The organism is Mangrovibacter phragmitis (genome assembly GCF_040429585.1).
GTDB lineage: Bacteria > Pseudomonadota > Gammaproteobacteria > Enterobacterales > Enterobacteriaceae > Mangrovibacter > Mangrovibacter phragmitis.
The window spans coordinates 1,909,277-1,921,243 of sequence record NZ_CP134782.1; the positions used below are offsets into that span (position 1 = coordinate 1,909,277).

8 protein-coding genes and 3 pseudogenes are annotated in these 11,967 nt (G+C 45.4%); 5 read left to right on the plus strand and 6 right to left on the minus strand.

The annotated features are described in order from the left end of the window. Nucleotides 1-57: 57 nt before the first annotated feature. Together MPHASIOC01_RS09230 and MPHASIOC01_RS09235 are read left to right on the plus strand one after the other, a co-directional pair. Nucleotides 58-520: pseudogene (locus MPHASIOC01_RS09230) on the plus strand (helix-turn-helix domain-containing protein); the annotation flags it as partial. Between the two features lie 170 nt (nt 521-690). Next, a protein-coding gene (locus MPHASIOC01_RS09235) for an IS3-like element ISVpa4 family transposase (protein ID WP_114139936.1) occupies nt 691-1,814 on the plus strand; the annotation gives its coding sequence in 2 pieces (ribosomal slippage) (nt 691-943 and nt 943-1,814; 1,125 coding nt in all). Nucleotides 1,815-1,870: 56 nt separating this feature from the next. Here the strand turns inward: MPHASIOC01_RS09235 and MPHASIOC01_RS09240 are convergent. After that, nucleotides 1,871-2,542: pseudogene (locus MPHASIOC01_RS09240) on the minus strand (IS110 family transposase); the annotation flags it as partial. Nucleotides 2,543-2,678: 136 nt separating this feature from the next. Beyond that, nucleotides 2,679-3,305, minus strand: a complete 627-nt coding sequence (locus MPHASIOC01_RS09245; protein WP_353614444.1) for a recombinase family protein — start codon at nt 3,303-3,305, stop codon at nt 2,679-2,681. A 255-nt stretch (nt 3,306-3,560) separates the two neighbouring features. Here MPHASIOC01_RS09245 and MPHASIOC01_RS09250 point away from each other — a divergent pair, with 255 nt between their 5' ends. Further along, nucleotides 3,561-3,911: a type II toxin-antitoxin system RelE/ParE family toxin gene (locus MPHASIOC01_RS09250; protein ID WP_025590155.1), complete on the plus strand. Its 351-nt coding sequence runs from the start codon at nt 3,561-3,563 to the stop codon at nt 3,909-3,911. After that, entirely contained in the window at nt 3,901-4,206 is a 306-nt protein-coding gene (locus tag MPHASIOC01_RS09255) for a helix-turn-helix domain-containing protein (protein ID WP_001963940.1), read from the plus strand. The genes MPHASIOC01_RS09250 and MPHASIOC01_RS09255 overlap by 11 nt, the downstream gene beginning before the upstream one ends. Nucleotides 4,207-4,444: 238 nt before the next feature. Here MPHASIOC01_RS09255 and MPHASIOC01_RS27660 read toward each other — a convergent pair. Then, nucleotides 4,445-5,462: pseudogene (locus MPHASIOC01_RS27660) on the minus strand (DUF6444 domain-containing protein). 214 nt (nt 5,463-5,676) lie between these two features. Here MPHASIOC01_RS27660 and dhaR point away from each other — a divergent pair. Continuing rightward, a complete protein-coding gene (dhaR, locus tag MPHASIOC01_RS09275) occupies nt 5,677-7,602 on the plus strand; it encodes a dihydroxyacetone kinase operon transcriptional regulator DhaR (protein ID WP_353614441.1) in 1,926 nt (641 codons plus the stop codon). Between the two features lie 78 nt (nt 7,603-7,680). Here the strand turns inward: dhaR and ptsP are convergent, their stop codons facing one another. From ptsP to dhaK, 3 genes are read right to left on the minus strand one after another with little or no spacing between them, the layout of a single operon-like run. Further along, nucleotides 7,681-10,080, minus strand: a complete 2,400-nt coding sequence (gene ptsP, locus MPHASIOC01_RS09280) for a phosphoenolpyruvate--protein phosphotransferase (protein WP_353614440.1) — start codon at nt 10,078-10,080, stop codon at nt 7,681-7,683. A gap of 1 nt (nt 10,081) precedes the next feature. Continuing rightward, the gene (dhaL, locus tag MPHASIOC01_RS09285) at nt 10,082-10,717 is read right to left on the minus strand and encodes a dihydroxyacetone kinase subunit DhaL (protein ID WP_005379705.1); all 636 of its coding nucleotides are present in this window, start codon (nt 10,715-10,717) and stop codon (nt 10,082-10,084) included. Nucleotides 10,718-10,732: 15 nt separating this feature from the next. Beyond that, a complete protein-coding gene (gene dhaK / locus MPHASIOC01_RS09290; protein WP_213906375.1) occupies nt 10,733-11,791 on the minus strand; it encodes a dihydroxyacetone kinase subunit DhaK in 1,059 nt (352 codons plus the stop codon). Between the last annotated feature and the right edge of the window lie 176 nt (nt 11,792-11,967).

Below are 11,967 nucleotides of genomic sequence, written 5' to 3' on the forward strand. Positions count from 1 at the left end.
ACAATTGAAGGCAAATTGTGCGATTCATAGACATAATTTCAACTATACTGGGTGTCTATGGACAGAGAAATCCAACAAAGACTACTGTGGGTAAAAATGTATGAGGAATGTGGTGATGCAGGCCTAGTATGTCGACGCTGTGGTATTTCCAGACCAACATTACACAAGTGGGCTAAGCGATATAAGCAGTGTGGAATCGCTAGTCTGGAAAGCCAGAGCAGACAATTTCTTTCATCTCCAGATACCAAACTCAGTGATGAGCTAAGAGCATTGATCCTTACGATACGTGAGAAACGCAATTCAGGAGCGCGGCGTATACAAACGGAATTAATCCGACTTCACCAAAATACACCTAAGCACAGCAACACTCCATAAAGTTTTATCCGAAGCATCAGTCAAACCCATCGTAACTTACCGACGAAAAAAAGATTTCCAAAGATATGAGCGCCCAATTCCAGGTGATAGAGTCCAGATGGACACCTGCAAAATAGCGCCTGGGTTTTACCAATATACAGAACTGACGATTTCACCGCAGTTGTATGGTGTTCAAACCAAATATGCCAAGCAAAGAACCATTGAAATATCAGCTGAGCTACTAGCCCAGTTAAATGAGAAGTGGCCCCCAATTTTCGGACATGACTTTAAGTGGTCGATCTGTTTTGATAGTACCCAACAATACAGGGACAGATTATGACTAGAAAACGTAGAAACCACTCTCCTGAGTTTAAAGCTAAGGTGGCTCTCGATGCCGCTAAAGGCGATAAAACCGTCGCTGAGCTAGCTCAGAAATATAACCTGCACGCTAACCAGATCTCAACATGGAAAAAGGAGCTGCTTGAAAACGCAGCCATGATTTTTGCCACCGAAAATCACTCAGGAAAAGAGAGTTCCGAAGAAGTGGACAAACTTCACGCCAAGATCGGTCAATTGACCATGGAAAATGATTTTTTGGCCAAAGTGCTCGGTCGTTAGACCGAGCCCAGCGAAAGAGTTCGCTGGTTAAATCCACCCCATTGCCGATAAAGCGCCAATGTGAGCTGCTCAATATTGCTCGCTCTACCGCTTACTATCAACCCATCGGACTCTCTGCTGAGGAGATCACGTTACGACGAATGATTGACGAAATTCATCTGCAGTATCCGTTTATGGGCAGTCGGCGCATTCGAACTGAGCTGGCTAAAAATGGCCATAGCGTTAATCGTAAGCGTGTTGTTCGACTCATGCGCGATATGGGGATTGGGGCGATTTACCCCAAGCCCAAAACGACGCTGGCGAACAAAGCACACAAGGTGTATCCCTACCTGTTGCGTGATATCGAAGTCACTTACCCAAACCAAGCTTGGGCGATTGATATCACATATATCCCAATGGCGAAGGGGTTCCTGTACCTCGTTGCGATTATCGACTGGTATAGCCGCAAAGTGCTGGCTTGGCGACTATCCAACACCATGGACACGAGTTTTTGTATCGAAGCGCTTGAGGAAGCGCTGAAGCATTATGGGCCACCTGATATCTTTAACTCAGATCAAGGCAGCCAGTTTACCAGCACAGAGTTCACACAGAAGTTAATTGAGCATAACGTACGTATAAGCATGGATGGGAAAGGCCGCTGGGTTGACAATGTTTTCATTGAGCGATTATGGCGAAGCCTGAAATATGAGGAGGTTTACTTAAAGGCTTATACCACGCCCCGTGAAGCCGAGCTTGAAATCGGCAACTACATGGTGTTTTATAATGAAGAGCGTAACCATCAAGGACTCAATAACCTCACTCCTGATGAGGCCTACTTCGGTAGGCAAAGATACGCAGCATGAGCTGGGTCAACCACTTAAGAAATGAGCTTATGTGTCCAACCGTTGGGGTCCACTTCTGTCATAGGTCCAACCCCCTTTAGTTGCATCAATAGTCGGCATCGTTCATCTTGCTCTGCCGTCTCTTTAATCAGTCGGTCGAACTTTAAAAGCCTGCGCTCAATGTTGTCTATATGAAGAAATAATTCATCCATGCAAGTTGCGGCTGAGGTTGGAAGGTGAACCTTCATGCTCTCGAACTCGTTACGCAATCGCTCCGGTGATAAAGGAGCAATCACACCAAACTCAGCGAGCAAACCACGAATGCGGTTGCATACTGCCGTCCTTTCTTCATTTAGGCCCTGCCTAGCTCGGTGCAAACATTGAATCGATTGCTGCTCTTCTGACTTGATGCTAACAAATCGCATATGAGGACGTTGAACTGCTTCACAGATAGCTTGAGCATCAGCAGCATCATTTTTCCCTGCTTTGCCAGACAGTCGATAAGGAGAGACAAACTTAGGAGCGATGAGGCGAACTTCGTGGCCGACATTTTTGAATAATCGGGCCCAAAAATGAGCGCTGCTACATGCTTCCATTCCAATCAGACACGGTGGCATATTGGCTACCGTTTCTAACAGCTTGGCCCGACTTACTTTGGGTTTGCATAAAATGGTATTGCCTTTGTGGTCAACACCATGCAATGCGAACACATTTTTTGCTAGGTCGATACCTAATACAGTCACAGCCATGTTGTTATCTCCGTATGAAATGGTGAATTTATCATCTCAGAACTAACGGCTGAGTGATAGGGAGGAAGTCCATTCCATACGCTAAGAGCATAACCTTATATTCCTAAAGGAAAAATTTGCTTCGATTAATTCCTTCTTACAAAGTGAAGTCTTTGTCAGAGTTACCCTGCTTTTTGACCTTTGCAATAGTTGATCGGCTACAGCCCAAAAAGTGTTGAATCTGAGACCAACTTTTCCCCTCACTAAGCAAAAGTGCTACATTTTCTCTCAGCTTGAGATCTGGTTTTCTTCCTTGGTACTTACCCAAGGCTTTTGCTTTCTGTATTCCTTGTGCTTGTCTTTTACGTCGAGTCTCATAATCATCCCTGGCCATTGCCGCAGCGAGATCAATCATAAACTCAGTGAGCACTTTTGAAATCATAGAACTTTCGGCGTTACCGCTGAGGGCAGCATGAGTCATTGGCTGGTCAAGAACAACAATATGAAGTCCCGCATCAACTAATTGATGTTTGAGCAGCTTCCATTGTTCATATGGTAATCTTGATAACCTATCAACCTTTTCGATAAGCAAAATATCATTTTGGTGAGAATCACCTATTAAACGTGATAGCTCAGCTCTTTCTAGTCTAGAACCTGATTGGTTTTCAATATAGAAACTGGCAATACGTACACCTTTTTGATTAGCAAACCGCTCTAATTCAGCTTTAGCACGATTAGCATCCTGTTCATCAGTTGATGCTCTTAGGTATCCTCGTATGAACATTTTTGTTACTTCGGTCTGTTTTAAGTATGGTATTCAATATTAGTTCACATAGGGTATAAAACCAATAATAAACGAACCAGTTTTTCAAAGATGCGATATGGTTTGCTTGAGGTGTACCCAATTCAGACTGTTTTATTTCAACCGAGGCATTGCTTAACCATAGAATTTGCGTTTGTTATTTGTAGGGCTGAGTGATTGTATATAGACAAAAATCTATATAGAATATAATCTATACTAAGAAAGCAAAGATAAAACATGTGGAATGTAGTAACTAGACCGCTTTTTGACGAGTGGTTTCTATCACTAGATGAAAGCGATCAAATTAATGTCCGCGCATGCATCCAGGTTCTTCTTGAAAGAGGACCGCAGCTGAGCAGACCATACGCTGACACTGTGGAAGATTCAAAGCACAGCAACATGAAAGAGTTGCGAGTGCAAAGCAATGGGAAACCTATACGGGCTTTCTTTGCTTTTGACCCAGAAAGAACAGGAATTATCTTATGTGGCGGTGACAAAACTGGCGATAAGAGATTCTACAAAAAGATGATTCCGATTGCTGATGCAGAACTTGATGAGCATTTAGAGGAACTTAAAAATGAAAAGTAACCCATTAAGCGTACTTGACGCAAAAATGTCACCAGAAGCACTTGCTGCCGCTAAAGAAAAAGCAGCAGATATGCTTCTTGACATTCGACTTGCCGAGCTTCGAGAGATCACCCATCTATCTCAAGTAGAAATAGCTAAAGCTATGGGCATTAGCCAGCCATCAGTTGCCAATTTAGAGAAATCTGGCAAAGATTTACGTCTTAGCTCTCTAAAGAAATACATCGAAGCAACTGGTGGTAAGCTTCGCATTGATGTAGAACTCCCAGACGGAAAGCATTTTGGCTTCCCAGTGTAACGCTGGAATGCTTGCCTGAGTTGCATATTAGATTGCTTTCCCTGCTTGTAGGGACGCAAGTGCGGTAACAAATCATATTAAAATGGCAGCGAAGCATCGGGACGCTGCCATTTCTAACTTAAAAATGTCCAAAAACGATTCTGAGATTAAATATCCTTTATAAGGAGCAGTGCTTATCCTGTAAGCACTGCTCCTTATAAAGTTTCAATCTTTAATGTAAAAGTGGCGAACTTTATCGTCAGAGTTTCGATCTTTGTTGTCCACCGACAGCTAAAAATACTGGTGCCTGATAATCAACTTTCAACAGATGATGTTCGACGATTTCACGCAGCCATTTATAAGCAGAGACCTGCTGAAGTTTGGCTGTTTCTATCAGCGAGAACATTCGTTCGCGGAACTGGTCGCCTCGATATGAGCGAGTCACGTAACAACACTTCCTCATCAGTATGTAATTACGGAGAACTCGCTCCGCTGCGTTGTTTGTTAACGGGCACTCGGAGTCGTCCATAAACCGCCAGACCATAGCATCATCAGCGATGAGATTTCGACATCTACCTCGATATCGTTTTGAGCATTGATAACTACCCAATTTGAGCCAATGAAGCCAGCTCTTTCGTAACCGCCTGAGTCGGCGGTAATATTGGCTTTCGGTAATTTCTTCTTCGATATATCGGTGATAACACCTGAATACGCTATGAGCGATTAAAGCGAGTTTTTCTCCGATTTTTTGGTTTTCAGGACAAACGCTTTCCTCGATAGCGATGACGTTCCTTAATATGTGAGCCCAGCATAATTGGCGCTTAGATTCGTCGATATATTTGTTTATCACCACACCATGCGCACTCGCCTTTAAAGATTTGATGTTCAACAAGCGTGTATGAGATATCTGGCAAGTCAAAGATTTGGTGTCGTTTATAAGGTTTTCGATTTGGAATAACACACCCACCGCAGTGGCATATCTTATTCGGTAAATATTGCTCAACCGAGGCACTGTCTTCAACAGGGTGAAGCAGTCGGCGATGGCCTTTATGACCTGGTTGAGCTCCTTGCTTTTTTCCAGATTTCTTCCGATTTGGCGAAGTATTCTTAGCTTTATTATGCAGGGGTTGTTGAGATGATGGCACAGAAGAGTTTCGACTATTTTGATTTAGTCGGTCTTCAAGCTCTGCCAGCTTATTCCATAAAAAGTGGATGATGTCTTTCGCCTCTTCAGGCGAATCGAAATCTGGCGGTGGAGGTAATGTTTTCTTATTCATACCTCCAGATTGCCACCACAAAAAGATCACTCAAGTTGGATGTGGGATCAAGTTAACTCAGTCACATAAATTTGCTGTCAATAGCTCCTGGGTGAATAGTTACCTTTTCTTTACGTGTCCTTTCTGTATGACGTACGTGAAAGCCATCACAGTCCATATTCGTATGTCTCTGTAATATCAGACCAATCTATCGCTAGTATTGAAACGGTATGGCATGCTTTCAATCGAAGACACTAAAACCAAATGGGCGTTTTTCCAGAAACACCATTGGGTATCTCCAGAATTTTCCCGCACTCCCGTACTTGAGTCGTGGGAGCGTTGCATAAAGCAATGCAGTCCTTACACCTGGTCAAAGCCACATATTGCCTCTGGATTTACCTTCTCATCTCTGATGAAACGCAACGAGCACCTCATCGAATGCGCCACGACCGTACTTGAAGACACTTACGACATGCTAGGAGACGAAGACCTGCTATTGATGGTAACTGACGGCAACGGCTGCGTTCTTTCCGTTGTGGGACATCACTCTATGCAGCAAGAGATGCAGGCGCTCGGCATTAAACAAGGCTGTTTTCTATCTGAAGGAAAAATTGGCACAAATGCGGTCAATCTCTGTATTAGTACTCATATCCCGAGTGAAGTTTTCGCAGCAGAACATTTCAATCGCCACTTACATTCTTATGCCTCTGTAGCAGCACCTGTTTTCGACCAATTTGGCAAGTTACGCGGCACAACATGCCTTCTCAAAAAAGCAGAGAGCTATAAGAAAGAAAACTTAGTCATCATCGCGTCGAGCGCGAAAGAAGTCAGTTTGCAAATCCATATTCAGTCGGAACAAGAAAACATTAACCGCCTCACTTGTGCGCACAACGCAACGTTAGAATGCATGGATGATGGCCTTCTGGCCTGGGATAAAGAAAGCCGTATTACCATGGTAAATCATCAATCAGAGCGTTTGTTAAACATTGAAGCCAGTCAGGTTTTGGATAAAGAAGTCTTTTCGGTTTTACGTTTCCCGCCGAATGTCCTCAATAGTCTTGAGTCGGGTGCAAGCATCAACCGCAAGCTCACAACGGTAGAGGTTCGTGGCGAGTTTGTTGAAGCGATCATTACCTTGCGTCCACTCAACGACGGCACGCACTTATTGTTTTTGCACCCCATCGATAAAATTCGCGAACTTGCTCAACAACAAATAGGTGGCAGTGCGCGCTATACATTCAGCACTTTGCCTGTTATTTCACGAAAAATGAAGCATGTCATTACCGTGGCAAAACGGGCCATAAAGTCCAAATCACCGATTCTAATTACAGGTGAAGAAGGTGTAGGAAAAGCCACTCTCGCCATGGCGATTCATAACGAAAGCACCTACAAAGAAGGGCCATTCATTACGCTCAACTGTCGCTCTATCAATACAGAGCAGCTGGTCAAAGAAACCCTAGGCTACGACGAAGGACAAGGCATGCCTTCTAAGTTTGAACTCGCCCATGGCGGTACGCTCTTTCTAGAAAAGGTGGAACATCTGTCGCCCGATTTACAAGCCGTGTTACTTAAGTTGTTAAAAACTGGGCTCGTCAGCCGCAGCGACAGTTTGCGATTGATCCCCGTAGACTTTCAACTTATTACGAGCACCGCTTCAGAGATCAGCGAGTATGTCACTCAGCGCTCATTTGGTCGGCAACTTTATTATGAAATCTCCTCGAACGAACTGCATATTCCGCCACTACGAAAGCGTAAAGAAGACATTGAATTTTTCGTCCAGCAGCTTATCAGCCATTATGAACGCCGCCACAATGTGACGATCTCGATAGAGGCAGTCGCACTGGAAGCGTTGATGAATTTTCGTTGGTCAGGCAACAACTCTGAATTAAGAAACCGAACTGAGCGAATTTTGCTGAACCGCAGTTCCAACTTAATCAAGCTGAACGATATTCCTGAAGACATTAAACTGAATTCTCGCCATACCGCAGAAAATACGCCAGTAATCACGTTAGAAGAAGCCGAGAGAAGAGCTATCGTTCAGGCTTGGAATCAGTGTGATGGCAAAATGCATGATATGGCGAAAGCATTGCAAATTGGCCGCACGACCTTATGGAGAAAAATTAATAAGTTTGGGCTGAAGGAGCAAATGAAGCTGTATTAAGCCAAGAAGTGGCGTTCCTATAAAAGTAAAACCGGCGTAAGCACGCCGGTATACATGTACTAACGATAAAGGTATCGATTAAACATCGACAGACAACTGACGAATCTGCGCTTTTAGTCCCGGTAGCAGACTCGAACTGGCGCTGAATTTTCGTAACCCAACACGAAGTAATGTTTCTGTGGCATTTGGATCACCAGCCATCTCACCGCACATACTGACCGGTATGCCCGCGCGATCGCCTGCTGCACAAGTGAGTTCAATGGCTTTTAGTACCGATGGTTCAAAGTAGTTCACCAATTCAGCAACGGCAGCGTTGCCTCGATCGGCTGCCATAACATATTGAGTCAAATCATTGGTGCCAATAGAGAAAAAGTCGACTTCTTGTGCTAACGCATCTGCATTTAATACCGCGGCGGGTACCTCAATCATAATACCGACAGGCAAATGAGTCGCATCCAAGCCGAGTTGGTTTGCTTGATGTGCCAACAGCGCTTTTACTTTTCTCACTTCTTCAACCTGAGCCACCATCGGTATCATCAATTGAATATTCGGTTGCTCGTGAAAGGCTCTCAGAATGGCTCGAAGTTGGGCGGTAAACAATGACTCATGTTGAAGGCACAACCGCACCCCTCTCAGACCTAAAAATGGATTATCTTCCGCTGGCATAGGGTAAGCGACTAAAGGCTTATCACCGCCAACATCTAGACTACGAATCGTAAGTGGCTTATCACCAAGTGCGGCGGCAATATCACGATACACTTGGTATTGCGCTTCCTCAGTCGGCAACTCATCACTGTTTTGAAATAGAAACTCAGTCCGGAATAGACCAACGCCCTCAGCTCCTGATGTTAGTGCATCATCAATATCTTTCGGTCCACCAATATTGGCGAATACTGGAATATGGACACCATCACAGGTGACTGCGGCTTGCTGAGCACTCGCTAGTGCACTTTGTCGGGAGTTTTGCCACTCAATTTGCTGAGCTTCTAATTCCTGCTGTACGGCATCTGAAGGAGAGAACCATAAATGCCCTCGAAAGCCATCAATAGTCACCACTTGACCAGCACGCACAGCATCAAGGCAGCCCTGAGCTTTAACGATGGCAGGAATCCCCATCGCACGAGCAAGAATCGCACTGTGAGAGGTTTTCCCTCCCTCACTCAAACAGATACCAAGCACTTTCGATTTATCAAGCCCGGCCACATCAGAAGGCATCAGATCGCGGGCCAACAAAATACTCGGTTCCTTAATGTCGATGGCATTAGGCGTTACACCTGTCATTTCAACCATAACCTGGCGTGCGATATCATGCACATCAGCTTCGCGTTCCCGCATGTACTGGCTTTCAGCCTGGCGAAACTCGTCGGCTAACGTTTGCAGTGATTCTATCCAAGCTTGCTCGGCTATCATGCCCGTTTGAATTCGCGACTCGACCGATGCCCATAATTCTGGGTCACTGAGCATCATGCTATGAGCAGAAAATATTTCCCCTTTCGGCTGCTTCGCTTGCTCCTGCAAATGTTGAACAACCACGCCTATCGCATGCTTAACCCGTTCAATTTCATCTTGTTCACTTTGGAAATCACGTTCAGGCACAACTGGCATTTCATGAGTAAAAAGGACAACTGGAGCAGTAGCGATACCGTCATTGACTCGAAGACCAACAACAGCACCTTCAATCTGATTAGGGACCATGTCATCGAGCAAAGTATCCGTGCTCTCTTCAGATTCGATAATGCCTTGCTCAACCGCCTCTTTTTCTCCGAAGTGCTCACTAGCTAAGGCTTCAAATTCCTTGATTGCTTCACTGGATTGAGAGCCGAGTGCGCACAGCGTGATCGTCTCTTGGCTACGAACGCCAAGTTTCGCAATGCTGTTTAAGCTTTTCGCGTTTACACGGCGCTCGCCTTTTTTCAACCATAATTGGCAGTCAAAAGGCGCGAGTGCACCAACAATGGCCGCAGCGGGACGAGCATGTAATCCATTCGGATTTTGCACTACCCAATCAAATGTCCGTTCTTGCTCAAAGTTCTCTGATACTGGCGCTATCTCAGCGGATGTTAGTGGCTGATCACCAAGGTGCTCCCGTTTTACGCTTAACGCATTCTGTGCCTCTTCGACTACCGTCGATAAAGGTAGCCCGGCAGCAGCAGCCACCGACGCCGCCATGGTCCCTTCAACAATGGGGGCCGAGATAAGGGTGACATTTTCCCTCACATGATCATCAATCAGATCCAGAGCCATTTCCGTGCTAAGCAACGCGCTGCCAAGATCCATCAACACAACAACCCCTTGTTGATCATGTACCTGCTCAATCGCTTCCATCACGGCTATGGCATCGGTTCCGATCGGGTTCTCTGGATCATCAATCCCAGCCGCAATCGCAAGCTTGGCTTTGCCTTGCGTCATTTGGGTGGCAAGTTCGGCCACCCCTTCTGCAAGGCGACGACTATGAGATACAACTACAATTCCCACCATCTTAATTACCTGCTATTGCCTGCTGTAGTGCTTTAATCATTAACAAAGAAGAGGTTGCGCCGGGGTCTTGGTGACCAATACTACGTTCACCTAAATAGCTTGCTCGCCCTTTTTTCGCCAACATTTCAATCGTGGCAACCGCGTTCGTTTCTGCTAGCTCAACCATTTCATTCAATAAATGGTCAGCGCTCATGCCATTTTCTAACGACGCCTTCACGCTAACTAAAACGGGTAACCAAACATCACACATGGTTTTATCACCCAGTTCCGCTTTACCACGAGACACCACGCCATCCACACCGCTTTTTAGTGCATCAACCAACTCTTCAAACGTTAGTTGCTCTCGAGTTCCGACAGCGGCAGCCGTGCGAATAAACAGCGTGCCATACAGCGGGCCACTTGCCCCACCGACACTAGAAAGCAAGGTCATGCCCGTATTCTTGAGAATGCTGCCGATATTTTGGTCCGCAAATTGCGGCAGTTTTTCCGCGACTTTTTTAAAGCCTCGGTTCATATTGAGACCATGGTCTGCGTCACCAATATCACGATCAAGGTCGGTCAGAAAATCTTGATTCTCTTGATACGTTTTTGCACATAGCTCTAACCAGTGAACGATATGTTGTTTTTCAATTTGCATGTTTGCTCCCCCCTGTTACCACTTGATCGCGGCCGTATCGACAGGAGCATCAAACAGCTCCAACATCTCTTTATCTGCTTTCAGCAACGTAATTGAAACGCCTTCCATATCGAGTGACGTACAGAAGTTACCAACCATATTACGCACGATACGGAACCCCGCTTGCTCGCAGTTATGAGCAAGACGGCGGTACACCCCGTAAAGCTCTGAAGTTGGCGTACCACCCATACCATTCACCATCACAATGTAGTCGTGTTCAGCAGCAAAAGGCTCAATGCTGGATTCCACTTCACCCCATTCACCTTCGTCACGATTCCAAATACGCAAAGTGCGCTGATAAGGTGTGTTTTCAGCAACTTCAGCAAACATTTCATCCACTAACGTATCGACATCGGTGTATTTCACTCGCTTGATACCTGGTTCACCATGGATACCAACACCAAACTCCACTTCATCATCTTCCAGAACAAAAGATGGTTTACCCGCCGCTGGCACAACACAAGCATTAAGCGCCACGCCAAATGAGCGACAGTGATTATTAACGCGACGAGCCAGAGCTTCACATTGCTCCAACGAATAACCTTTGTTCGCGGCAGCCCCAACTAACTTCTCAACCAATACCGTTCCAGCAACGCCACGGCGACCAGCGGTATACAAGCTGTCTTTGACCGCAACATCGTCATCCACCAACACCGACCCAACTTTGATGCCATCGGTATGAAGCAGCTCCACGGCCGTTTCAAAATTCAATACGTCGCCGGTGTAGTTTTTAATGATAAATAGCACGCCTTCTCCAGTATTCACTTGGTTGCCACATTCGTACATTTGATCAGGCGTAGGTGAAGTAAATACCTCACCAGGGCAGGCGCCTGTCAGCATGCCTTTACCAATAAAACCTGCGTGCAAAGGTTCATGACCACAGCCACCACCAGAAACCAATGCCACTTGCCCCGGCGTTTCCTCATGCCACATGTAATGAGGCTCGTAGTTGGCTTTTAGCTCAGGGCGGGACAATGCCAGGCCTTCCATTTGCTGCAATACAACATCATCGACTTGGTTAATTAACTTTTTCATCGTTCTATCTCATTCCATTTATATTTTTATGTAGGGTATGAATTCATCTTAAACAGAGAAAAAACGTGCTCAACAAAAATCAATCCGTTTCATATTGAAACAACGACTTCGGTATTTTTTGTTTCAATATGAAACGAAAAACGACGAATTCGCTTGAATAGTGATCGGCGCCATAA

Excerpts from the sequence above, each read along its gene's own strand:
- MPHASIOC01_RS09250 (WP_025590155.1), top strand. The coding sequence starts at position 3,561 with ATGTGGAATGTAGTAACTAGACCGCTTTTTGACGAGTGGTTTCTATCA.
- dhaK (WP_213906375.1), bottom strand. The coding sequence starts at position 11,791 with ATGAAAAAGTTAATTAACCAAGTCGATGATGTTGTATTGCAGCAAATG.
- MPHASIOC01_RS09255 (WP_001963940.1), top strand. The coding sequence starts at position 3,901 with ATGAAAAGTAACCCATTAAGCGTACTTGACGCAAAAATGTCACCAGAA.
- dhaR (WP_353614441.1), top strand. The coding sequence starts at position 5,677 with ATGCTTTCAATCGAAGACACTAAAACCAAATGGGCGTTTTTCCAGAAA.
- ptsP (WP_353614440.1), bottom strand. The coding sequence starts at position 10,080 with ATGGTGGGAATTGTAGTTGTATCTCATAGTCGTCGCCTTGCAGAAGGG.
- dhaL (WP_005379705.1), bottom strand. The coding sequence starts at position 10,717 with ATGCAAATTGAAAAACAACATATCGTTCACTGGTTAGAGCTATGTGCA.
- MPHASIOC01_RS09245 (WP_353614444.1), bottom strand. The coding sequence starts at position 3,305 with ATGTTCATACGAGGATACCTAAGAGCATCAACTGATGAACAGGATGCT.